Origin of the sequence: Bacillus sp. FMQ74, assembly GCF_001875785.1 — a bacterium.
GTDB classification, from domain to species: domain Bacteria; phylum Bacillota; class Bacilli; order Bacillales; family Bacillaceae; genus Bacillus; species Bacillus stercoris.
The window spans coordinates 358,484-380,780 of sequence record NZ_MOEO01000002.1 but is presented as its reverse complement, the minus strand read 5'-3'; the positions used below and the strand labels follow the sequence as shown (position 1 = coordinate 380,780).

Genomic DNA, 22,297 nt, shown 5'->3' with positions numbered 1-22,297 from the left:
AAAAGGCAGCACTCAAATAACCTGTGTCAATCCAGGCGTTTGAATGCTGCCTAACTTGTATGCATACCCATACAACAATATCAAGCAGTATTTAAGATATTGAAAGAGAATATATACAGTTCGTGCATACATTCCATTGCTTTAGCCTTCTATAACTGTAGCAACATCATATCAAATGTGACAAATTTGTGTCAATGGCAAATATGCTAGCTTTGCAGAGCTTCTTTTTGATCATCTATTTTTCGGTCAAAAACAAATACAGATACAGCGATGTTTTCCTCAATTTTAATATCAGAAAACAAATGGACTAGCTTAGCTCCCATAAGTTCCTCCATTCCTTCCGGCGTTTGTTTGGAATAAAGGTCTTGAATCAGGCTTGTCCGGGCCGCATGTACCATCTCTCTTCCTTCAGGCGTACGGGCGATAAACTGCTCGCTTGCACTCAGATTTCCGTATAGTGTTGAAACTGCCATGTTTTCTACAAATACAGTATGAATTCGCTCAGGCCCTTTTCCGAACAATTCTTTGCGAAGTTTTCGAATGATATCATTGAATTCATGAATTTTTTTAGACATGCTGATTACCCCTTCCGATATTGCCTTATAAAGGCTTTTCCCGGTTCCCCTTAGGACATTTCACTTGGTTAAAATTTTCCTGCCATATTGTATTATAATAAATATCACTTTATAATAAAAGCAGTGTTGATGGATTTGTAATAGGATCTTGTTATGAGTCTATCGTTTTATAAAAATCAAGGATTGGTCTGTTAGTAAGACTTGCTAGTGAACTATTCCGCCATGTGTGTTTACACCTTCTTAGGATTAAGGACAGGTGTATCTATACATGGCTTTTTTTGACTTCTTGAAAGAAAGATGGAGGGGAATATGAATATGATGGACGGTAAGTCGATCAGTGTCCGTGTAGACGGAACAGAAATTCAAGCACGAGCAGGGGCTACAATTTTAGACATTTTAAATGAAAACGGAATTGAATACCCGCAGATTTGCCACGTACCAGAGGTTGACCCGATTCAAACTTGTGATACTTGCATTGTAGAAGCAAATGGCAAGCTGGTTCGTTCATGCGCGACGGTCGCAGAAAACGGAATGTCAATTGATCTTTCGGGAAATCGAGTGAAAGAAGCGCAAACCGAGGCGATGGACCGCCTTCTTGAAAACCATTTGCTGTATTGTACGGTTTGCGATAACAACAATGGGAACTGCACGCTGCATAATACAGCGGAAATGATGGGGATTGAGCATCAAAAATACCCATATACGCCAAAAGAAGATCCTTCTTGCGCGGTTGATATGTCTCATCCTTTTTACCGCTATGATCCAAACCAATGTATTGCCTGCGGCCAGTGTGTTGAAGTCTGTCAAAACCTTCAGGTAAATGAAACACTCTCAATCGACTGGGAGCGCGAACGCCCTCGCGTTATTTGGGATGAAGGCGTTCCGATCAATGAATCTTCTTGTGTCAGCTGCGGTCAGTGTGTCACAGTATGTCCATGTAATGCACTGATGGAAAAATCAATGCTCGGGCAGGCTGGCTTTATGACAGGCATTAAAGAGGACGTCATGGAACCGATGATTGACCTCGTGAAAAATGTTGAGCCGGGGTATGGCAGCATTTTTGCCATTTCTGAAGTCGAAGCGGCAATGCGTGAAACGAGAACGAAAAAAACAAAAACTGTATGCACGTTCTGCGGTGTCGGATGTTCGTTTGAAGTATGGACAAAAGGCCGGGATATCTTAAAGATCCAGCCTGTTTCTGATGCTCCGGTTAACGCGATTTCCACATGTGTCAAAGGGAAATTCGGCTGGGATTTCGTCAATTCTGAGGAGCGGATCACAAAGCCTTTAATCCGTAAAAACGGAGCTTTTGTGGAATCTTCTTGGGAAGAGGCCCTTGATCTTGTCGCAAGCAGATTAGGATCAATTAAAGAGCAGTACGGTAAAGGCTCTGTCGGGTTTATTTCTTCTTCTAAAATTACGAATGAAGAAAACTATGTCATTCAAAAACTAGCGCGTCAGGTATTTGAAACAAACAACGTCGATAACTGCTCACGCTACTGCCAGTCTCCTGCTACAGACGGATTGTTCCGCACTGTCGGCATGGGCGGTGACGCCGGCACGATTAAAGATATCGCCAAAGCCGGTCTCGTCATCATCGTCGGCGCCAATCCGGCGGAAGGACACCCGGTGCTCGCAACACGCGTCAAACGGGCACACAAGCTCCACGGTCAAAAACTGATTGTTGCTGACCTGCGTAAAAATGAGATGGCTGAGCGATCTGATCTTTTCATTAGCCCTAAACAAGGCACAGACCAAGTCTGGCTGATGGCTGTTACGAAATATATGATCGACCAAGGCTGGCACGATCAGGCGTTTATTGATGAGAACGTCAATTACTTTGAAGATTATAAAGAAACCCTTAAAACGTATACGCTTGATTATGCAGAACGCATCACAGGCCTTTCAAAAGAAAACATCATTCAAATCGCTGAAATGATCCGTGACGCTGACGGCACTTGTGTCCTTTGGGGAATGGGTGTCACACAAAATACAGGCGGTTCTGATACATCAGCAGCCATTTCAAACCTGCTTCTCGCGACAGGCAATTATCGCCGTCCGGGTGCCGGCGCTTATCCTCTGCGCGGACACAATAACGTGCAAGGCGCTTGTGATATGGGAACATTGCCTGGATGGCTGCCGGGATATCAGCATATTACAGATGACAAAGCCCGCGCTAAATTTGAAGAGGCATACGGTGTCGAGATTGATGGAAAGCCTGGTCTAGATAATATTCAAATGCTTCATGCCATTGAAGAAGGAAAAATGAAGGCTATGTATCTTGTCGGTGAGGATATGGCACTGGTTGATTCAAACGCGAACCATGTGCATGATATTTTATCTAGCCTTGATTTCTTCGTGGTACAGGACATCTTCCTGTCAAGAACAGCCCAATATGCCGATGTCGTCTTGCCGGCCACTCCTTCACTTGAAAAAGACGGAACATTCACCAACACAGAACGCCGTGTGCAGCGATTGTATCAGGCGCTTCCGACGCTTGGTGACGCAAAACCGGACTGGTGGATTATTCAAGAGGTGGCAAACCGTTTAGGAGCGAATTGGAATTACAGCCATCCAAGTGACATTTTCTCTGAAATGGCGAGTCTTTCTCCTCTGTTTGCCAAAGCAAGCTATGAGGTGCTAGAAGGCTGGAACAGCTTCCTATGGGGCAGCTTCACAGGTGAAAGCACACCGCTTCTGTATGAAGACGGATTTAATTTCCCTGACAAAAAAGCCCGCTTTGCCCTTTCTGATTGGACCGAGCCAGCGGCATTTCCGGAGGAATATGATCTTCATATCAATAATGGCCGGATGCTGGAGCATTTCCACGAAGGAAACATGACAAATAAATCGAAAGGCATCCAAGCTAAAGTGCCGAATGTATTCGTTGAGATCTCACCTGAGCTTGCACAAGAGCGAGGTGTTTGTGACGGTTCGCTTGTACGGCTCGTTTCTCCGTTCGGAGCAGTCAAATTGAACGCATTGATCACAGACCGGGTACGGAAAAATGAACTCTATCTGCCAATGAATTCAACAGACAAGGAGTCAGCGATTAACTTCTTGACGGGACCCGCAGCTGATAAACGGACGAACACGCCTGCTTATAAACAGACAAAGGTCCGCATGGAAGTGCTTGGCGGCTGTGAAACAGCGCCGCTCCCGAAAACAAATCCGCGCAACAAAAAACGGCACCCGCAAAACGGAGTCGAAGCAGAAAGAAAATGGAACCGCCCGGGCTATGTCCATTTGACTGACTGATTAAACGATAGGAGGAAAATGAATGGCTACTCCAATTACGACGATCAAAAAAGAAACAAAAACAGCCGAGCAAATTAAGCTTGAAAAAATAGAAGAACTAAAAGAGCTGCTGGCGGAAAATGAAGACGCCGTCTCTAAAACGATGACGTTAATGAATGAACTCAATGATCTTGGAATTTTTGACGCGGCAACAAGCATGCTGAGAGCGAAGGAAGACATTGCCAAGATTGCGCTTGGCCAGGTTTCCCGTGAGCCTGTCACCAACCTCATCAACACGATGATGGCCGCCGGAGGCGCATTGACAAAAGCCGATCCTGAGTTTACAGCAAAGCTTTTAGAAAGCGTAATGGCTGGGACTGAACAGGCACAAAGCTTTTTAAAAGAAGACAAGAAAGTCGGGATTCTCGACCTGTTAAAAGCAATGAACGATCCTGACATCAACAGAGCCGTCGGCTTCGGTCTTCAGTTTTTAAAAGGCATGGGAAAAGAACTTCGAGAAAAATAACAGAAAAACAGCCATCGCTGATGATGGCTGTTTTTTTATTCGTCGGCTTCTTCCAAACGCTTCTTGTAAATAAGTGAACGGTCAGCGCAAAAGAAGGCACCGGCTAAAAATACGCAATCCGCTAAAAACATCGTCGATTTCTGGCCTAATGTTAAGCCTTGATCAGGGAGAACTGCGCCTATATATAAAAAAGTACTGACTGCAAGCAATGTAAAAGCAAAATGTTTGTAGTCTTCTTTTAAAGATTTCATTCTATTTTTGTTCAAAAGAATCACCTGCCAGATTCATAGTATACGACTATTATAATATAATCCGGCGGCTTACAGAGAAAGTAATTCTATCCATTTGTTATATATTTTCAAGCGCTTGGCCGATATCTTCCAGCAAATCTTCCGCATCTTCAATTCCCACAGAAATTCTGATCAAGCCGTCTGTAATGCCGAGCTCAAGCCGGCGTTCTCTCGGAATAGAAGCATGTGTCATTCTTGCCGGAACAGAAATTAAGCTTTCAACCGCCCCCAAGCTTTCAGCAATGGTAAACAGTTTCAGATTTCCTAAAAACGCATCAACCCGTTCTTCACTGCCGATATCAAAGGAGATCATGCCGCCGAAGCCAGATGCTTGCGTTTTTGCAAGTTCATGTCCGGGATGATTTGAAGAACCGGGATAATATAACGTTTGGACAGCAGGATGATTCTCAAGAAAGCTTGCGATTTTCCGCGCATTTTGATCGATCGCTTCCATTCTAAGTCCCAACGTTTTGATTCCTCTCATCAAAAGCCAGGAATCTTGAGGGCCGAGCACGCCGCCTGTGGAGTTTTGCACAAAATGCAGCTCTTCTCCAAGCTCTTTCGAAGCTGTCACAACTAAACCTCCGACGACATCACTGTGTCCGCCAAGATATTTTGTCGCACTGTGAAGTACGATATCAGCGCCTAAAGTAAGCGGCTGCTGAAAATAAGGAGTGTTAAAGGTATTGTCTACAATAAGCAGAACACCCGCTTTTTTTGCGATATCTGCCATGAGCGTCAAGTCGGTGATTTTGAGCAATGGGTTTGTCGGTGTTTCAATATAAATGGCTTTTGTATTAGGGCGAATCGCTTTTTCAACTTCTTCCCTGCTGCTCGTATCGACAAATGTTGATTCAATGCCAAGACGGTTAAGCACCTTTGTCATCACCCGGTATGTTCCGCCGTACACATCATCAGTCAACACGACATGATCTCCGCTGTTAAACAGCATCATAACCGCTGTAATGGCAGCCATTCCTGAGCTGAACGCATAACCTGCTTCCCCGCCTTCCAGTTCTGTCACAAGTGCTTCGAGAGCGGTTCGAGTCGGATTGGCCGTTCTTGAATACTCGTAGCCTGTATGCTGCCCTGCTTTCGGCTGCCTGTACGTGCTTACTTGATAAATGGGCACGGAAACTGCGCCTGTTTTCTCATCACCTGTGATTCCGCCATGTATCATCATTGTTTTTTTCTTCATATCAGATGCCTCCTTTGTATATTTGTTTGCTGATATATCGATCGCTGCTGTCAGGAAATACGGTGACAATGTTAGTTCCCGCGGATGCTTTTTTCGCTTCCTCCAATGCTGCATAAAGTGCTGCACCTGAAGAGCTTCCGATCAGCAGACCTTCTTTTTCTGCCGCTTCTTTCACAAGTCTAAACGCATTCTCATCTGTTACGGTATAGATCTTATTAAAGTGGCTCTTATTCATATAATCGGGGATGAACTCCATGCCGATGCCCTCAGTTTTATGAGCGTGAGGCTCTCCTCCGTTTAAAATCGAACCCTCCGGTTCAACAATCACCGTTTTGACTGCTGGATTTTTTTCTTTCAAGAAGGAAGCTGTTCCTGCGAACGTGCCCCCTGATCCTGCTCCGGCGACAAACGTATGAATATTCCCGTCAAGCGCTTCCCATATTTCAGGTCCAAGCGTCCTATAGTAAGTCGATGGATTTACTTGGTTTTTAAATTGCAAAACACAATAAGAATTTTCAATCTCAGTCTCCAGCTGAATGGCTTTTTGAATGGCTCCCTGCATACCGTCTTCACGCGGTGTATGAATGATTGATGCTCCAAGCGCTTGCATAATTTGCTGTTTCTCTGCGCTGAAATGTTCTGGGACACAGAAAATCGCTTTCAACCCGTATTTTCTGGCACTTAGCGCAAGGCCGATCCCTGTATTTCCTGCCGTAGCTTCTATAATCACTCCGCCGGGCTTCACCTTGCCTGAATCGAGCGCGTCACGAATCAGCATATCTCCCAGCCTGTCTTTGATGCTTCCGCCGGGATTCATCATTTCAAGCTTGGCATACACCGTTACTCCTTCTGGAACATCAAAGTTCTTTAAGCGGAGAAGCGGTGTATTCCCAATCAGCTCGGTAATGTCCGTAATCACTGTCATATATGTCCTCCTCCTTATTAGAGGTTGTTTTTAGGAAAAACGGAGGAGAACATTCCTCCGTTTTTAATGAATTCGTTTGATCACCTTTAACACAAGCTCTGTTGAATTAACAGCCGCCTGCTCTAAAAATTGGTCAAATGAAACATGTGATTCTTTTCCTGCGATATCTGATAACGCTCTGATGACGACAAACGGCGTTTTAAATTGATGGCACACTTGAGCCACTGCCGCAGCCTCCATTTCAACCGCGTATAGATCAGAAAATCTCGCACGCACTTCTTCAACCCGCTTCGGATCATTCATAAAAGAATCGCCTGTTGCAATCGTTCCTTTAGCAACCTGAATGCCGTCAAGTTCGGAAACCGCTTCTTCCGTGATGCTGATCAGCTTTTCATCCGACGGATAAGCAGCCGGAAGACCTGGCACTTGCCCATATTCATAGTCAAAAGCCGTTACGTCTACATCATGGTGGCGAACGTCAGTTGAAATGACAACATCCCCTACATTCAATGTATGATGAAATCCGCCCGCTGAGCCTGTGTTAATCACATAATCAGGCTTGTAACGGTCAAGCAGAAGCGTCGTGCTGATAGCAGCATTTACTTTTCCAATTCCTGATTTTAGAAGAATCACTTCAGTTCCTTCATATTCGCCAGTTGTAAATTCACAGTGTGCGATAGTTTCTGTTTTTGCATTTTCAAGTTTGTTTCTTAGGATGGTAACTTCCTCTTCCATTGCTCCGATGACTGCTAGTTTCATCTATTCACATTCCCTTCATTTTACCGTTTGATCGCCTCCATTATCCACACGAAGTCGTTTTGCTGAGAGAATCGGACTGCAAAACCTTCAGCTGTAAACATTTCTTTCAACGCATCCAATGTAGGATAATGTTCTGTCTCTAAATCATTTGCAAGCTGATAGAAGCCTTGAGAACGGGCTTTTTCGATAGCCTGTTGATACGCTTGCGCATCTTCAAAGACGGTATCGGCAAACACTATTTTATCATGCAAATGAAGGTATTTGCCATATTGCTTTATGGCGGCCCGCTTTTCTTCGTCGGTTAAATGATGAAAAGCATATGAACTGACAATGGTATCAGCCTGAAATGGCGGCTCAGGGAATGTCAAGAAGTCTCCGTCTACGATTTCCGTCCTGCCTGAAAGCTTGTCAGAAGCCAGTTTACGCATTGCTGGAGAAGGTTCAATTCCAAATACAGTTTTGCCCGCATCAAGCAGCTTTGCTGTCAAATTCCCGGTCCCCGGGCCAAATTCTAACACGTGCGTTCCAGATTTGCTGACGATGGCATCAAGGATATGATCGTAGCCTCTGAACGCTTCTTTATACTGAATATCAAAACCTTGTACTGTTTGATCATAAGTTGCTGCCCAATCTTCAAAGAGAGGGATAAATTCACGCCCCATATTTGTCACACTCCATATTTAATAATTCCTATAAGTATACTATGAATTAACGATGGAACAGTTCCTATAATACCACATCTTCTGAAAAGCAGGTACTAAAACACTTTGTGTATTTTATGCCATCTCATATTGCGCATTGACTGCAAAAAAGCTTATACTTCATATGACTTGTGAAAGCTGGAGGGTCAAGACATGAATTTTCAATTAGATCTGATTAAAGACAAAGTGGAATTTTTTGAAGCGGCTTCATTGCAGGAGCTTGAAAAGAAAATCAATACACAAATTGAAAACAATAAAGCCATCATGCTCCGGGTGAAATCTGTTTCACACCAAACTGCTGTGGCAGAAGGAAGAATATTGTATAGCGCGGTGGTTCATTTCGCAGCAGAATCCTAAAACAAAAGCAGCCGGTTGTAACCCGGCTGCTTTTGTTTATTTTAGCTTTTCTACTTTTGTCGGCTTCCAGCCTTTTTTATCAACCCATGTAATCGTGACTTGATATTTATTCCCAGTCGCCTTGTCTAAAATCTTGCCTTTGGCATCCTGAGGGCTGCCGTTATTTCCGAGCCAGAGCACCGTCATGTTATCTGTAGAGACACCGGTTGCGTATGAAATGGCTTTCAGCATCTCAGCCCAGTCTTGTGAGCTTGAATCATAAGTAGCGGCATGCTCGCCCGTCTGCTCAGTTCCGACTGCTTTCCAGTCAGGATTTTCATACGTTTTTTCCACATCGCTCGATGAGCCGCCTTCTGTAACTTTTGCATCTTTAAGCCCATCACCGGCTGAATCTGAGCTTGAATCTGAATCAGAATCAGAGTCATCTTTTTTAGAAGAAGAATCATCTTTTTTGGAATCAGAGTCAGAAGACTTCTCAGAATCCTTTTCACTGTCAGCTGTATCTTTCTTGCTGTCTTTTATATCCTCATCCGATTTCTTTTCCGTCTTTCCTGAAGCCGGAGATTCCTGTTTTTGCGCCGTTTCAGAATCCTTGCTGACATCTTTGCTAGAAGGACTGTTAATGAAGAGATTCGCTGCTACTACGACAATTAGTATGGATACGATTGCGATTAAAATGTTAAGCACTAAATTGGCTTTTCTGCGTTTATCACGATTTTCATAACGAGATTGATTATTGCTCAATAATTCTGCACTCCTTTATCCCTCTTGGCTCAGCATATATTTTAACATGTGCTGAGAAGTTGTTCTATTTCTGATTGATTTCAATTTCGTGTACTTTTTTAACAATATCATAAAACACCGAATTTGTCAGAGCCTTATCTCCCGGTGTATCCATGTGTAAAACAACCAGAGCGTATTTCGGCTTATCCGCGGGAAAATATCCGGCAAACCATTTTTCATAGAGCGTTTCCTTCTCTTTTGAAAGCTTGCCTGTTTGGGCTGTGCCCGACTTCCCTGCTACAGTATACGGAAGATCTTGAAACCTTCTGCCCGTTCCAGAAGGAGATTCTACCACCCGCCGCAGTATTTTTTGAAGCTGCTGTGACGTATATTTGTCTATCGTTTCCCCTTTGAGCTTCTGATCCTTAAACTTGACGAGCGTTGTGCCGTTCTTATACTCAATTTGTTCGGCAATTTTCACCTGCCGTTTTTCTCCGCCGCGGGCGATTGTCGCCATCATATTGGCTACCTCGAGCGGCGTTACCTTTACATTTTTCTGCCCGATTGCTGTTTGCGCAATGGCTTTTTTGACTGATTTGTCTTTTTCATCCCCCCAAATCACGCCGCTTTTTTCGTTATACAGCTGGCGGAAATCGGTTTCGTGGTACAGCTTTCCCTCCCAGCCTGCCCGATCAGTGAGAGCCAGCTTCTCGGACATATCTTCAATAACCGAGCTGTCTTTTTTCATTAATTGTTCTGCAAGGCTCGTAAATGTGTAATTGCAGCTTTGGGCAAAACTTTCATCAAAAGACAAGGTTCCTTTGTCGTCCCCCGGTTCCCCGTACAGGTTTAAATTGCAATTAAAGGTTTGGCTAGGCTTCACCGTATTATTTTCGATTGCAGCTGCGGCAATGACTGTTTTAAAAACTGATCCGGGATAGATTGGCGTCAGCATATAATTTTGAAGTGTGTTTTGCCGGGACACATCCGCATCTGGTTTGCTTACAATTCCCAGAACACTGCTATTTTCGATGTCCAGCAGCACAGCTCCTCCCTTTTTCAGCCCCTGTTCATCCAATACCTCCTCCATCGCTTTTTGAATGCTTTGATCGATCGTTGTTTTGACCTGGAGCGGATAAAATGTATTGGCTTCAGCTGTATATTTGACGTCCATGCCAAACAAAGGGTTTCCCTTTCCGTCCACATGATATAAAAGCTTTGTGTCTTGTTCCGGAAGCAAAAACTCGTCAAATGTCCGTTCTAAACCAGTTGTTCCGATTTCTGTTGTAATCGGAAGGCTCTCCTTGTCAGGATATTTCTTGCGAAGCAGCGCCGGATCTTGGTTCGTGCTCCCTATCGTATGTGAAGCAAGGCTGGGCTTGTCTTCCTTCTCCATATATACGCCGTAAATGCCGGGATATTTCAAAGAATTGATTTTTGTGATAGATTGTTTTGAAAGTGTTTTGATTTTCTTTTGCTGCAAAATGACCGGTTTTTTCGCCTCACCTAGTGTCTGGCGCAAATCGTCTTCAGACATGCCGAGGATGTCCGCAACTTTTTTGATCGGCCAATCCTGTGTCAGCAGAAAAGGGAACAAAACAACCGCAGGCTCGCTTTGTCCTGTCAGTGCCCGCCCGTTACGATCTAAAAAAGAGCCTCTTCCATCTGAAATAAGCACTTCCTCCGTCCGCTGTTTCACACTTTCTTGAATCAAATTTATTTTCTTTTTAGAAAATGATTCAGTGAAGAACAGCTGGATTTCCGCAAGCCTCAGCAGAAGCAGAAAAAACACAAGCAAAAAAGCGATGACTGCCAGCTTCATTCGTTTCGATATCTTCATAAAAAAACACCTCACCCACATTGTGGACGAGGTGTTTCGCTGCTAAACAGATATTATGAAATTTTCACAATTTTCACGAGCATTTCTCCGCCCGGTGTTTGAACTGTGACTTCTTCATCTACTTTTTTGCCCAAAAGGCTTTTTGCAATCGGTGAATCGTTTGAGATTTTCCCTTCAAACGGATCAGCTTCAGCGCTTCCGACGATCGTATATGATTCTTCGTCACCGTCAGGCAGTTCAACGAAAGTGACGGTTTTACCCAAGCCGACTACGTTAGAGCCGCCGTCATCTTCAATGATTTTCGCATTGCGAATCATATTTTCAAGAGTCGTCACGCGGCCCTCTACAAATGCCTGCTCTTCTTTCGCTGAATCGTATTCAGAGTTCTCGGAAAGGTCTCCGAAGCTTCTCGCAATTTTGATGCGCTCTACTACTTCTTTTCGTTTAACCGTTTTCAAATATTCTAATTCTTGTTCAAGTTTTTGTTTTCCTTCTGCAGTCATAGGAAAAACTTTCTCTTGTGCCATGTCCCTTCACTCCTTCTGGTTGTCCCTCAACATCTTCGATTATGTATGAGAGCATAAACTAAAAAATACAAGAATGAGAACACAGGGCAGTCCTCGTTCTTCTCTCCCATATAGGTACTGTTTATCTTAAACTGAATCTTGTCGTTCTGCAAATATTTCGCGTTTATAAACAGGGAAAGAAGGGAATTCGCACATTCCCTTCCTGCCTATACATAATATGGTCAGAGTTATTTATGTCTATGCTATGGTATTACAAAATCGCGTTTTGTTCAAGAATGGTTTGAATTTTTGTGACCATCAGATCAATTGCGACGTGATTCTGTCCGCCTTCCGGGATAATAATATCAGCGTATCGTTTTGTCGGCTCGACGAATTGGTTATGCATCGGACGGACCACTGACACATATTGTTCAATGACAGAATCAATAGAGCGTCCGCGCTCATTAATATCTCTCATAATCCGTCTGATAATACGCAAGTCAGCGTCCGTATCAACGTAAAGCTTGATATCCATCAGATCACGAAGCCTTTTGTCTTCAAGAACAAGAATGCCTTCAAGGATAATAACATCCTTTGGCTCTACGTGAACCGTTTCTTCTGAACGTGTGTGCAGCTTATAATCATAGATCGGCTTTTCAATCGGGCGATAATTCAATAGATCCTGAATATGCTCGATTAAATAGTCATTATCAAACGCAAGCGGATGATCATAGTTTGTGTTCAGCCTTTCTTCAAACGGAAGATGGCTTTGGTCTTTATAATAAAGGTCCTGCTGGATCATTAAAATCGAGTGTCCTTTAAATTGTTCATAAATGGACCGTGTGACACTCGTTTTTCCTGAACCGGAACCTCCTGCGATTCCAATGACTACTGGATTCTTACCCATGGGCTGTTACTTCCCCTTTCTCATCATGTTGCTCGGATAAATCTTTTTGTCTAGTTTGAATTTGACAATTTGCAGGGGATGGCGGGCAGCATCTAGCTCATTTCCGTCTTCGTCCCAAATGGTTTCAATCGTATGTGTAAAGTTTTCAATTTCCGGACCGAAAAATTCCACTTCGTCGCCCTTTTTGAAGAAATTGCGCTGCTGAAGCGTGACCATTTGTGTGTCTTCATCATAATTCAGCACTAAGCCGACAAAATCATATGTCGTTTTTTTGGCGTGCTCGCCGAACATTTGCTCTTCATAGCCTGGCGTTCCTTCAAAGAAAGCTGTCGCAGTGTCCCGGTTGGCGCACTTATCCAGCTCTTCAAGCCATTCTTTTTGAATCACAAAGTTCTCTGGATCAGCGCAATAAGCGTCAATTACTTTACGGTATACGCTGACAACAGTTGCTACATAGTGAATCGATTTCATGCGGCCTTCAATCTTTAAGCTGTCTATTCCCATTTCGATCATTTTCGGAATGGATTCAATCAGCTTCAAATCTTTCGGGCTCATCGCAAATGGTGCATCTTCTTCACCATACAAAGCAACGGCGTTGGCACCGTCTGTTTGGTAGAGATCATAATCCCAGCGGCATGACTGGCAGCAGCCTCCGCGGTTGGAATCCCGCGCTGTCATGTGATTGCTCAGCACACAGCGGCCGGAATACGCAATACACATTGCGCCATGAATAAAGGATTCGATTTCGATATCTACCTTTTCTTTCATTTCTCTGATTTCAAGAGCGCTTGTTTCACGTGCCAGCACGACGCGGTCAAGACCTTCTTCCTTCCAGAACTGGACAGCCTTCCAGTTTGAAAGAGACTGCTGTGTGCTCAAGTGAACCTCAACATTCGGCGCCACTCTGCGGCATGTTTCGATAATAAGCGGATCCGCCACAATGATGCCGGCAACGTTGGCATCTCCAAGCGCTTTTAGATAGTCTTCAAGCCCGTCCATGTTTTCATTGTGAGCGAAAATATTCGTTGTTACATAGATCTTCGCGCCATATTTCTTTGCGAATTCAACGCCTTCTGCAATTTCTTCGATCGTAAAGTTATCGGCATTCGAGCGCAGCCCGTATTCCTGTCCTCCGATAAAGACCGCGTCCGCTCCGTAATGAACAGCGATTTTCAGCTTTTCAAGATTACCCGCAGGTGCGAGAAGCTCCGGCTTTTTCGTAATCACACGCTTCCCATTGACGATTGTGGATATTTTATCATTTACGGCAGTCATAGCTTAACCTCCTTTTGATTAATAAACCGTTTCCTTGAAGAAGAATCCGGTATCGATTTTTCTGTTCACTGGCTGGATGCTTTCAATGCGTTCAATCCAGTCTTCTTTTTTCGCTTCGTATTCGTCACGGTCTTCCACGCACAAGTCAATTGCTTCTCTGTACATTTTGGTGACTTCTATTAGGTATTCGGACGTTTTCAAAACACCGTCGATTTTGAAGGAATCAATTCCGGCATCTATCAATTCCTCAAGCTCATCAATGATGCACACATCGTTCGGGCTCATGATGTGAGTGCCGTTTTCATCTTCGAAAATCGGATATTTATTATCACGTTCTTTATCGTGCAAAAACATGCCTGATTCTTTTTTCTTTCTTTCAATGTCCATGACTTTGCCCTGATATTCAAAATAGTTTCCAATTAAAGAACGCTTCGATTGGAACATGCACGTCATTCCATGCACCTGGATTTCAATTTCGACTTCTGCATTTTCTTTAATCTCAACAATGCTGTCCATGTTTAATTCTCTGGCAAGCACAGAACGCGCCGCACCCTTGCGTCCCCAATAGTTGCATGTATAGTAGTTGGTCCCTGTCGTTTCTGTGCTCCAATGAAGCTTCAAATCAGGCGCAGATTCACGGGCAGCCATCAGCACGGCAGGATCGCCGAATACCGCTGCATCGACACCGGCTTCCGCTAAGAAAGCAAGATATTCGCCAAGCTCACCCACTTTATCGTTATGGAAAATTGCATTTACAGCAACGTATACTTTTGCCCCTTCTTTATGGGCAATCTCTACGGCTTTCGTTACATCTTCACGAGAAAACTCTCCGGCTAATCTCAAGCCGTATCTCTGTTCCCCAACTAAAAACGCAGTTGCCCCCGCCTGTATGAGCGGCAAAATGTCAGCCGTACTTGTCGGCGTCACTAAGAGCTCTGGTTTTTTCATGACGTTCACCTCTTCTTTTTACTAATCGCAAGTCCGTCCCCGACAGGAATAATCGCAGTTTGGTAATCCGGATGATTCATCAGCCAATGATTATATTCATCAATTTTCGTTACAAGTCTGCGCCTTCTCTTCGGTTCTATTTTGCTGTAATCCTCTGCCACCAGACCCTTAAACAGCACGTTGTCCGTTAAAATCACCCCGTCCGGTGAAAGCATCGGTTCATATAAATGAAAAAAGTTTTGATACTGACCTTTTGCAGCGTCAATAAAAATGACATCGTAAGGCGCGGTTACATGAACGGCGTCAGCTAATTCAAGCGCATCTCCGTAAAAAACATGAATCCGGTCATCAAGCTGAAAATCCTTGATATTGTTTACCGCTTCTTCATGCCGTTTCTCATTGCGTTCAATTGTATATATTTCAGCAGACGGCAGCTCCAGCGCCATTCGAATGGCAGAATAACCAATGGCCGTTCCGATTTCTAGTATTTTTTTCGGCTGTTTCAGAGACAAAATTTGAAGCAGCACTGCCATGCCCGCTTTTTCCATGATCGGGACATGATGTTCTTCTGCATATGCTTCAAGCTTCTTCACGTTATCCGGCCGAGGCTTTAATAATGCTTCTATATAGTCATTTATTTGTTCATACCGGTCAGTCACTACAAACAGCCTCCCGTTCTAAAAAGGAGTGCCCCAGTCTTATGCGCAGGACACTCTCTGAATACATCATGATACTTCGGTAAACAACCCGATATATTTTATCATAAAACCTTGCGGAAAGCGAACAAAAGGAGAGCTTTTTTGCTCTCCTTTTATTTCTCATTTTTTGAGGAAATGTATTTTTCTTTTGCTTTATTATGCTCTTTTAGCGTTTTTGTAAATACGACCTCACCATTTGATTTGGCCAAGAAATACAGATAGTCCGTTTTATCCGGATGCAGCGCCGCTTCCCATGACGACATGCCGGCATTGGCGATCGGCCCTGGTGTCAGCCCTGTGTTTTTATACGTATTGTATGGTGAATCGATTTCCAGATCCTTATAAAGAACTCGATCTTTATGCTTGCCTGCCGCGTACAGGACAGTCGGATCAGTTTGGAGCGGCATTTTCTTTTTCAGGCGGTTATAAAAGACGCTCGCAATTTTATGACGGTCGGCTTTTTCTGTCGCTTCTTCTTCTATTAAAGAAGCCATCGTCAGCAGCTTATGCACAGAAAGTTTGTTTTTCTTCATTTCTGATTTATATGTTTCCACATAAGAATTTGTCTGCTTGATCATTGCCTTGATAATGTCTTCAAGTGATGTGTCCGGATCATTAAAAGGGTATGTAGCCGGGAATAGGTACCCTTCAAGCGGGTGCTTAATGTTTTGATTGAAAACATCGTTTGTCACAGTGTCCGGGAATTCTTTCTTCAGCTGATTGATAAATGTTTCATCGTCCAGCTTCGCTATGACTTGTTTTTTCGAGTATTTCGTTTCATCAGCAATAGCAGCCGCGATTTGGGTCAGCTGTGCTCCCTCAGTCACTGTGATTTGAAAAGCGTAGCCTGTAGCCCCGCTTGTCAGCTTCCGAATAATGGCATCTAAATCCATTCCTTTATTCAGATGGTAGAATCCGGCCTGAAACCCGGAAGCACCTTTATATTTCACATAGTACTGAAATGCCTTCTCGCTTTTTATGACATCATTTTTCTTTAATATCGATGCGATGGCTGAAACAGACGAGCCGCTCGGAATGTTAATATTCACTGTCGTTTTACTGTCTTTTTCAACAGGTTCAAGCAATGATTTCCCATATAAAAATGCCCCGCCAATGATGAGAAACAGCACAACAATGGAAGACAGTATGATTCTCTTTTTATTGAAAAACGATTTTTTTTGCTGATTGATATACATTAGGTCTCCTCCCATCAGCTCTTATACTACATGATTCATTGTATTTCGGCAATTTATTACAAAAAGAGCCCTGCATAAAGCAGAAAAAAGCCGGAGCAGTATGGCTCCGGCTTTGGTTTGGCACGATGTCTTATTCTTCGTCTTCGTCCGCTAGGAATGTGTTTAGTGTTTCTTCGATCATATCCCATTCTTCGTCCGTTTCAATCGGGAATAGCTCACCGTTTTCACCGTCTTCGTTTGGCGTGAAGCTGGAAGCAAGAATTTCTACTTCTTCGTCATCTTTTGATTCGATTGGGTAGTACAATACATAAGACTTGCCAAACTCTTCGTTTTCAAATGTAAACAGCACTTCACAAAGCTGTTCATTTCCTTGCTCATCAACAATTGTAATATTTTTTTCGCCGTGTTCCATTTTCTTCACCTCTGGCTTTAATTTAAGCTGTCGAGATATCCTTGTAATATCATGACAGCCGCCATTTTATCAATGACTTTTTTTCGTTTTTGCCTGCTGACGTCAGCTGCAATCAGCATTTTTTCAGCCGCCATTGTGGTAAGACGCTCGTCCCACAGCACAACAGGAACATTGTACGTTGTTTCAAGCACTTTAGCAAATGTTTGGCTGGCTTCACCTCTCGGGCCGACTGTTCCGTTCATGTTCTTAGGAAAGCCGAGCACGATTTTATCTATAGTATAGTCCTTTATCAGTTCAGATAAACGAGATAAACCATAATCGCCTTCCGCTTCATTTATCTTTATGGTCTCAATGCCTTGAGCAGTCCAGCCCATTTCATCGCTCAGAGCTACACCGAGTGTTTTGGTTCCTAAATCGAGTCCTAATATTCTCATTCTTTATTTACGCCTCTTTATGCTGTTCTAAATAAGACTTCACCAATTCCTCGATTAATTCGTCTCTTTCAAGTTTGCGAATTAAATTGCGAGCGTCACGATGCCTAGGAATATAAGCGGGATCACCTGACAGCAAGTATCCGACAATCTGGTTGATTGGATTGTAGCCCTTTTCCTGAAGCGCGTCATACACAGTAATCAGCACCTCATTTACGTTAGTCTCAGCAGAATCATCGGAGAAATTAAATTTCATCGTTTTATCAAACGAGCTCACCGTTTTGCACCTCTTTCCCAAATTCGCAGGCAAAGTTCAGCCTGGGGTCCTAATCTTACCATCATTCTACACTACATGGGCGAATTATAAAACGGATTTCACCCAATCTTCTACAGAAGCCAAAGCTTCTTCTAATTTTTCCGGCTGTTTGCCGCCTGCCTGCGCCATGTCCGGACGGCCTCCGCCGCCTCCGCCGCAAACTTCCGCAGTTTGTTTAACCAGCTTGCCGGCATGAAGGCCTTTCTCAATAAGGTCCTTTGTGACTCCGGCAGATATATTTACTTTATCGTTTTGTACCGCACCAAGCACAATCACCGCAGAGCCAAGCTTTGCTTTGAGTTCATCAACCATTGTGCGGAGATGGTTCATGTCTTTTGCATTAACTTTTTCCGCAAGCACGTTTACGCCGCCAACTTCTTTTACTTTGGACAGGATCGCTCCTGCTTCCACGTTGCCTAGTTTCGCAAGAAGAGATTCATTTTCTCTTTGTGCTTCCTTCAGCTCAGCCTGCAGAGCCGCGACCCGTTTCGGCACCTCTTTAATATTTGTTTTCAGCTCGTCGGCAGTCTGCTTCAATACAGAAATCTGGCTGTTCATTTCGACGTAAGCGCCTTGCCCCGTTACAGCTTCAATCCGTCTTGTGCCTGCTCCGATTCCAGATTCAGAAACGATTTTAAACAGGCCGATTTCTGCTGTATTTCTGACATGGCAGCCCCCGCACAGCTCTAAGCTGTAATCCCCAACTTGAACAACACGGACAATATCGCCATATTTTTCGCCGAACAGTGCCATCGCTCCCATTTCTTTTGCTTCAGCGATCGGTTTCAAATCAATGCTGACAGGGATACTCGCCCAAATTTTTTCGTTTACGATTCTTTCAATTTGTTCAAGCTCTTCTTTTGTCACTTGGCCAAAGTGTGAGAAGTCAAAACGAAGACGGTTTTCAGTTACAAGAGAGCCCGCCTGATTGACATGAGTTCCAAGAACGTCTTTTAGAGCCTGATGCAATAAATGCGTTGCCGTGTGGTTTTTAATGACGCCGCTTCTCATATGGTCTTCAACTTCAGCAGTAACATGCAGGCCTTTTTGAACAGTACCGCTCTCCACAACACCTTCATGCACATGCTGGCCGTTCGGCGCTTTTTGAACATCTTTAATTCTCACAACTGCCTGCTCGCTTCGGAGATAGCCTTTGTCGCCGATTTGACCGCCGCTTTCTGCATAGAACGGTGTTTCATCAAGAATGATTTGAACGCTTTCGCCTTCATGAGCCTCTTCGATTAATTGGCCGTCCTGAAGAAGCACAATGACATTGGCATCAGCTTTGGTTTGAGAGTAGCCGACAAATGTGCTTTCATCGGTCACGTCGCGCAATGCGCCGCCCTGCACCTGCATGCTGCCTACATCCTGGCGGGCGTTTCTTGCCCGTTCACGCTGCTGGTTCATTTCTTCCTCAAAGCCTTCATGATCAACCGTCATGTTCTCGTCTTCTGCGTATTCTTCCGTCAGTTCAACCGGGAATCCATACGTATCATACAGTTTAAACACATCAGCACCTGAGATGACGCTGCTGCCCTTGTCTTTTTCTTTTTTGATCATTTCTGACAGGATCGCAAGCCCTTCATTAAGGGTCTCATGGAAGCGTTCTTCCTCGGTTTTAATGACTTTTGCGATGAAATCCGCTTTTTCTTTCACTTCAGGATAGAAATCTGCCATGATTTCAGCGACAACCGGCACTAAATCAAACATGAACGGACGGTGGATGTTGATCGTTTTGGCATAACGGACGGCACGGCGCAATAAGCGTCTTAATACATAGCCGCGGCCTTCATTTGACGGCAGCGCCCCGTCACTGACAGCAAAGGCAACCGTTCTGATGTGGTCGGCAATCACTTTAAACGCAGTGTCTTTCACATTGTCTTTGCCGTATGTTTCACCAGAAATCGATTCTGTTGCTTTGATGATCGGAACAAACAAATCGGTATCAAAGTTTGTCGGAACATTCTGGATGACAGATACCATTCTTTCAAGTCCCATGCCTGTATCAATGTTCTTCTTCGGAAGCGGTGTGTACGTGCCGTCAGGGTTATGGTTAAACTCAGAGAACACAAGGTTCCATACTTCTAAGTAACGGTCGTTTTCTCCGCCTGGGTAAAGCTCCGGATCTTCTGGATCATTACCATATGCTTCACCGCGGTCGTAGAAAATCTCCGTGTTCGGTCCGCTCGGCCCTTCACCGATATCCCAGAAGTTCCCTTCCAGGCGGATGATTCTTTCTTCAGGAATACCGATTTTTTTCGCCCAAAACTCATACGCCTCTTCATCCTCAGGATGAACCGTAACAGAGAGAAGCTCTTTGTCGAACCCGATCCACTTATCGCTCGTTAAAAACTCCCAAGCCCATGTAATGGCTTCTTCTTTGAAATAATCGCCGATGGAAAAGTTTCCGAGCATTTCAAAGAAAGTGTGATGGCGCGCAGTTTTACCTACATTTTCTATATCGTTTGTTCTGATCGCTTTTTGAGCGTTTACGATTCTTGGATTTTCCGGAACAACACGGCCGTCAAAATATTTTTTCAGCGTCGCAACACCGCTGTTGATCCAAAGCAGTGAAGGGTCCTCATGAGGCACTAATGACGCGCTTGGCTCCACCGCATGTCCTTTTTCTTTAAAGAAATCCAAAAACATTTGACGCACTTCCGCAGAAGTTAAGTGTTTCATTGTATTTCCTCCTCTATAAAAATCGAAATTCTCTTCAGTGACAGCAAAAAAGCCCTCCCCCTATGCAAACCAACGTTTACACAGGGACGAGAGCTGTCTCGCGGTACCACCCTGATTACGGGCTTCATTAAACGCCCGTCACCTTAAACCCTGTAACGCAGGATGTGCGGCAGTGATTAACTGCACTCAGGATTAGCTTCCTCCGATCTTCTGCTAAAGCTCCTTTCAGCTTATGGAGCTTCTCTCTTTAACAGGGCTTCGGCGTACTCAGATCCGTCACTCGAGATTCGTATGTATTCTACGAGAAATTATAGACAAGCGGCACGCCAATGTCAATGCTCTGTCCTCATCCGCAAAAAATGGATCATCATCACTTTTAAAACAGCCGTCGCAGGAACAGCCAGAATCATCCCGACGATTCCCGCAAGCTCCCCTCCGGCGAGGAGCGCAAGCATGATAACGACCGGATGCATTTTAAGGCTTCTGCCGACAATGAACGGACTGAGGATATTGCCTTCCATAAACTGCAGAATAAACACCGTAATCACCACAACTAGAACCGCCTTCACTGAGATCGTCATCGCAATTAACAACGCAGGAACAGCTCCAATGAAAGGGCCAAAATACGGAATGACATTTGTGATCCCAGAGATAAGGCCTAGTATCAGCGGATACGGAAGCCCGAATACCCAGAATGTAAAGCCTGCAATCACGCCGAGAATCAAGCAGACCAAAAGCTGCCCGCGGATGTAATCTCCAAGAGAGTCATCCACATCGCGCAAAAAGGCGCTGCCCCGCTTTCTCCACGACTTCGGAGTCAAGTACCATACCGTTTTTTTCATTAACTCAATGTCCTTTACCATATAAAACACAAGAAAAGGGATCGTTGCCGCAATTAAAAAATAATCAAGCACGTTTCGGATTCCGCTGATCGCACCCTCGATCGTTCCAGCAAAAAACGCCTCCGTCTGGCTGATCATTTTATCTATACGGTGATGCATACCATCAGGCCAATCATCCGTATGATTATGCACATGAAGAAGGAGCCCGTTATACGTTTCGGCAAACATCGGTATATTTTCTGACAACTCCGTCAGCTGCACGATGAGAACAGGCACCCCCTTATACAGCGCCCAACCAATCCCGCCAAAAAAAAGAACATAAATAACCAAGATGCTCAAAGTCCTAGGCAATCCTTTGCCATGCAGCCATTCCGTGACCGGAAGCAATAAATAAGATATAAAAATTGAAATAATCAAGGGAATAAAGATCGTTTTTATGACGTACCAAAAGGGTGTCCATAACATATCAAGCATAAAAAAGACGTAGACTGTTAACAGAACCAGCAAACAAATGGCCACCCACAACAAAAGCTGCACCGGTTTTTGAAGCATCTGCTTTCACCTCACCTATATCTTTTGAGGTTTACACGGAATTATTCTTTTATGTTTTCAGCCAGTCATAAATCATGGACATTTTTTTATATCTAATTTTAAGAAGATCGTTTAGTGTGTTTTCAAATCCGCTATGCTATCTGAAATTACCCGAAGCGGCTGATAGAAGCGTCGTGCTCCACCGGGCTGAGCTATACACAGTCCCTGTTCTTCATCGTTATGCCGCAATCGCCCATTATTTCTTGATTAAAAGATACATCGCTTGCTGTTGTGATTGCTCTGCCCGAACTGATCAGAAGGCTGTTATTTTTTTCCGATCTTTTACTTACGGCACTCAATTACTTCCTTTCACTCGCAGCAAGGCGCCTTTAAGCACGGCAAACATAGAAAAGGATACTCTT

Annotated in this window: 22 protein-coding genes and 1 pseudogene; 4 read left to right on the top strand and 19 right to left on the bottom strand. The window is 44.1% G+C overall.

Going from position 1 to position 22,297, the window contains the following annotated elements; all coding sequences use genetic code 11:
• Window positions 1-206: 206 nt before the first annotated feature.
• Window positions 207-575, bottom strand: coding sequence for a Na-translocating system protein MpsC family protein (locus BLL41_RS06405; protein ID WP_071577193.1), 369 nt, complete (start codon window positions 573-575; stop codon window positions 207-209).
• Between the two features lie 315 nt (window positions 576-890).
• Between BLL41_RS06405 and fdhF the strand changes: the two genes are divergently transcribed.
• Both fdhF and BLL41_RS06395 read left to right on the top strand, forming a co-directional pair.
• Window positions 891-3,833, top strand: a complete 2,943-nt coding sequence (fdhF, locus tag BLL41_RS06400) for a formate dehydrogenase subunit alpha (RefSeq protein WP_072592607.1) — start codon at window positions 891-893, stop codon at window positions 3,831-3,833.
• A 22-nt stretch (window positions 3,834-3,855) separates the two neighbouring features.
• Complete coding sequence (locus BLL41_RS06395) at window positions 3,856-4,338, top strand: helical membrane plugin domain-containing protein (RefSeq protein WP_014477490.1); 483 nt, start codon at window positions 3,856-3,858, stop codon at window positions 4,336-4,338.
• A gap of 35 nt (window positions 4,339-4,373) precedes the next feature.
• Here the strand turns inward: BLL41_RS06395 and BLL41_RS06390 are convergent, their stop codons facing one another.
• The 5 genes from BLL41_RS06390 to BLL41_RS06370 all read right to left on the bottom strand — a co-directional run bounded on the left by BLL41_RS06390 (window position 4,374) and on the right by BLL41_RS06370 (window position 8,172).
• Window positions 4,374-4,604 (bottom strand): YrhC family protein, encoded by a 231-nt coding sequence (locus tag BLL41_RS06390; RefSeq protein WP_003237358.1) that lies wholly within the window; start codon window positions 4,602-4,604, stop codon window positions 4,374-4,376.
• Window positions 4,605-4,686: 82 nt separating this feature from the next.
• Window positions 4,687-5,826 carry a bifunctional cystathionine gamma-lyase/homocysteine desulfhydrase gene (locus BLL41_RS06385; RefSeq protein ID WP_071577192.1) on the bottom strand — a complete coding sequence of 380 codons (1,140 nt, stop codon included), beginning with the start codon at window positions 5,824-5,826 and terminating at the stop codon, window positions 4,687-4,689.
• A gap of 1 nt (window position 5,827) precedes the next feature.
• Window positions 5,828-6,751, bottom strand: coding sequence for an O-acetylserine dependent cystathionine beta-synthase (locus BLL41_RS06380; protein ID WP_071577191.1), 924 nt, complete (start codon window positions 6,749-6,751; stop codon window positions 5,828-5,830).
• Window positions 6,752-6,814: 63 nt separating this feature from the next.
• Window positions 6,815-7,510: a 5'-methylthioadenosine/S-adenosylhomocysteine nucleosidase gene (gene mtnN, locus BLL41_RS06375; protein ID WP_071577190.1), complete on the bottom strand. Its 696-nt coding sequence runs from the start codon at window positions 7,508-7,510 to the stop codon at window positions 6,815-6,817.
• Window positions 7,511-7,530: 20 nt separating this feature from the next.
• Window positions 7,531-8,172, bottom strand: coding sequence for a class I SAM-dependent DNA methyltransferase (locus BLL41_RS06370; RefSeq protein WP_071577189.1), 642 nt, complete (start codon window positions 8,170-8,172; stop codon window positions 7,531-7,533).
• 192 nt (window positions 8,173-8,364) lie between these two features.
• On the opposite strand from BLL41_RS06370, the gene BLL41_RS06365 reads away from it, so the two are divergent.
• A complete protein-coding gene (locus BLL41_RS06365) occupies window positions 8,365-8,568 on the top strand; it encodes a YrzA family protein (protein ID WP_071577188.1) in 204 nt (67 codons plus the stop codon).
• 36 nt (window positions 8,569-8,604) lie between these two features.
• Here BLL41_RS06365 and BLL41_RS06360 read toward each other — a convergent pair whose 3' ends face one another.
• The 13 genes from BLL41_RS06360 to BLL41_RS06300 form a co-directional block, all read right to left on the bottom strand.
• Window positions 8,605-9,312 carry a YrrS family protein gene (locus BLL41_RS06360; RefSeq protein WP_071577187.1) on the bottom strand — a complete coding sequence of 236 codons (708 nt, stop codon included), beginning with the start codon at window positions 9,310-9,312 and terminating at the stop codon, window positions 8,605-8,607.
• A gap of 64 nt (window positions 9,313-9,376) precedes the next feature.
• Window positions 9,377-11,131: a peptidoglycan D,D-transpeptidase FtsI family protein gene (locus tag BLL41_RS06355; RefSeq protein ID WP_071577186.1), complete on the bottom strand. Its 1,755-nt coding sequence runs from the start codon at window positions 11,129-11,131 to the stop codon at window positions 9,377-9,379.
• A gap of 53 nt (window positions 11,132-11,184) precedes the next feature.
• The gene (gene greA / locus BLL41_RS06350; protein WP_004399078.1) at window positions 11,185-11,658 is read right to left on the bottom strand and encodes a transcription elongation factor GreA; all 474 of its coding nucleotides are present in this window, start codon (window positions 11,656-11,658) and stop codon (window positions 11,185-11,187) included.
• A 250-nt stretch (window positions 11,659-11,908) separates the two neighbouring features.
• Window positions 11,909-12,544: a uridine kinase gene (gene udk / locus BLL41_RS06345; protein ID WP_003225916.1), complete on the bottom strand. Its 636-nt coding sequence runs from the start codon at window positions 12,542-12,544 to the stop codon at window positions 11,909-11,911.
• A 6-nt stretch (window positions 12,545-12,550) separates the two neighbouring features.
• Window positions 12,551-13,819, bottom strand: a complete 1,269-nt coding sequence (locus BLL41_RS06340; RefSeq protein ID WP_003229802.1) for a peptidase U32 family protein — start codon at window positions 13,817-13,819, stop codon at window positions 12,551-12,553.
• 18 nt (window positions 13,820-13,837) lie between these two features.
• Window positions 13,838-14,767 (bottom strand): peptidase U32 family protein, encoded by a 930-nt coding sequence (locus BLL41_RS06335; RefSeq protein WP_071577185.1) that lies wholly within the window; start codon window positions 14,765-14,767, stop codon window positions 13,838-13,840.
• Window positions 14,768-14,772: 5 nt separating this feature from the next.
• Complete coding sequence (locus tag BLL41_RS06330; RefSeq protein WP_071577184.1) at window positions 14,773-15,426, bottom strand: O-methyltransferase; 654 nt, start codon at window positions 15,424-15,426, stop codon at window positions 14,773-14,775.
• 152 nt (window positions 15,427-15,578) lie between these two features.
• Window positions 15,579-16,661 (bottom strand): endolytic transglycosylase MltG, encoded by a 1,083-nt coding sequence (gene mltG / locus BLL41_RS06325; protein ID WP_071577183.1) that lies wholly within the window; start codon window positions 16,659-16,661, stop codon window positions 15,579-15,581.
• A gap of 130 nt (window positions 16,662-16,791) precedes the next feature.
• Window positions 16,792-17,073, bottom strand: coding sequence for a DUF1292 domain-containing protein (locus BLL41_RS06320; RefSeq protein WP_014664792.1), 282 nt, complete (start codon window positions 17,071-17,073; stop codon window positions 16,792-16,794).
• 17 nt (window positions 17,074-17,090) lie between these two features.
• Window positions 17,091-17,507 (bottom strand): Holliday junction resolvase RuvX, encoded by a 417-nt coding sequence (gene ruvX / locus BLL41_RS06315; protein ID WP_003229795.1) that lies wholly within the window; start codon window positions 17,505-17,507, stop codon window positions 17,091-17,093.
• A gap of 7 nt (window positions 17,508-17,514) precedes the next feature.
• Window positions 17,515-17,781, bottom strand: coding sequence for an IreB family regulatory phosphoprotein (locus BLL41_RS06310; protein WP_003225903.1), 267 nt, complete (start codon window positions 17,779-17,781; stop codon window positions 17,515-17,517).
• An 84-nt stretch (window positions 17,782-17,865) separates the two neighbouring features.
• Window positions 17,866-20,502, bottom strand: a complete 2,637-nt coding sequence (gene alaS / locus BLL41_RS06305) for an alanine--tRNA ligase (RefSeq protein ID WP_071577182.1) — start codon at window positions 20,500-20,502, stop codon at window positions 17,866-17,868.
• 332 nt (window positions 20,503-20,834) lie between these two features.
• Window positions 20,835-21,896, bottom strand: a complete 1,062-nt coding sequence (locus BLL41_RS06300; RefSeq protein WP_040082305.1) for an AI-2E family transporter — start codon at window positions 21,894-21,896, stop codon at window positions 20,835-20,837.
• A gap of 118 nt (window positions 21,897-22,014) precedes the next feature.
• On the opposite strand from BLL41_RS06300, the pseudogene BLL41_RS22330 reads away from it, so the two are divergent.
• Window positions 22,015-22,268: pseudogene (locus tag BLL41_RS22330) on the top strand (amino acid ABC transporter permease); the annotation flags it as partial.
• Window positions 22,269-22,297: the final 29 nt, after the last annotated feature.

Excerpts from the sequence above, each read along its gene's own strand:
- BLL41_RS06405 (WP_071577193.1), bottom strand. The coding sequence starts at position 575 with ATGTCTAAAAAAATTCATGAATTCAATGATATCATTCGAAAACTTCGC.
- fdhF (WP_072592607.1), top strand. The coding sequence starts at position 891 with ATGATGGACGGTAAGTCGATCAGTGTCCGTGTAGACGGAACAGAAATT.
- BLL41_RS06395 (WP_014477490.1), top strand. The coding sequence starts at position 3,856 with ATGGCTACTCCAATTACGACGATCAAAAAAGAAACAAAAACAGCCGAG.
- BLL41_RS06385 (WP_071577192.1), bottom strand. The coding sequence starts at position 5,826 with ATGAAGAAAAAAACAATGATGATACATGGCGGAATCACAGGTGATGAG.
- BLL41_RS06380 (WP_071577191.1), bottom strand. The coding sequence starts at position 6,751 with ATGACAGTGATTACGGACATTACCGAGCTGATTGGGAATACACCGCTT.
- mtnN (WP_071577190.1), bottom strand. The coding sequence starts at position 7,510 with ATGAAACTAGCAGTCATCGGAGCAATGGAAGAGGAAGTTACCATCCTA.
- BLL41_RS06370 (WP_071577189.1), bottom strand. The coding sequence starts at position 8,172 with ATGGGGCGTGAATTTATCCCTCTCTTTGAAGATTGGGCAGCAACTTAT.
- BLL41_RS06365 (WP_071577188.1), top strand. The coding sequence starts at position 8,365 with ATGAATTTTCAATTAGATCTGATTAAAGACAAAGTGGAATTTTTTGAA.
- BLL41_RS06355 (WP_071577186.1), bottom strand. The coding sequence starts at position 11,131 with ATGAAGATATCGAAACGAATGAAGCTGGCAGTCATCGCTTTTTTGCTT.
- greA (WP_004399078.1), bottom strand. The coding sequence starts at position 11,658 with ATGGCACAAGAGAAAGTTTTTCCTATGACTGCAGAAGGAAAACAAAAA.
- udk (WP_003225916.1), bottom strand. The coding sequence starts at position 12,544 with ATGGGTAAGAATCCAGTAGTCATTGGAATCGCAGGAGGTTCCGGTTCA.
- BLL41_RS06340 (WP_003229802.1), bottom strand. The coding sequence starts at position 13,819 with ATGACTGCCGTAAATGATAAAATATCCACAATCGTCAATGGGAAGCGT.
- BLL41_RS06335 (WP_071577185.1), bottom strand. The coding sequence starts at position 14,767 with ATGAAAAAACCAGAGCTCTTAGTGACGCCGACAAGTACGGCTGACATT.
- mltG (WP_071577183.1), bottom strand. The coding sequence starts at position 16,661 with ATGTATATCAATCAGCAAAAAAAATCGTTTTTCAATAAAAAGAGAATC.
- BLL41_RS06320 (WP_014664792.1), bottom strand. The coding sequence starts at position 17,073 with ATGGAACACGGCGAAAAAAATATTACAATTGTTGATGAGCAAGGAAAT.
- ruvX (WP_003229795.1), bottom strand. The coding sequence starts at position 17,507 with ATGAGAATATTAGGACTCGATTTAGGAACCAAAACACTCGGTGTAGCT.
- alaS (WP_071577182.1), bottom strand. The coding sequence starts at position 20,502 with ATGAAACACTTAACTTCTGCGGAAGTGCGTCAAATGTTTTTGGATTTC.
- BLL41_RS06300 (WP_040082305.1), bottom strand. The coding sequence starts at position 21,896 with ATGCTTCAAAAACCGGTGCAGCTTTTGTTGTGGGTGGCCATTTGTTTG.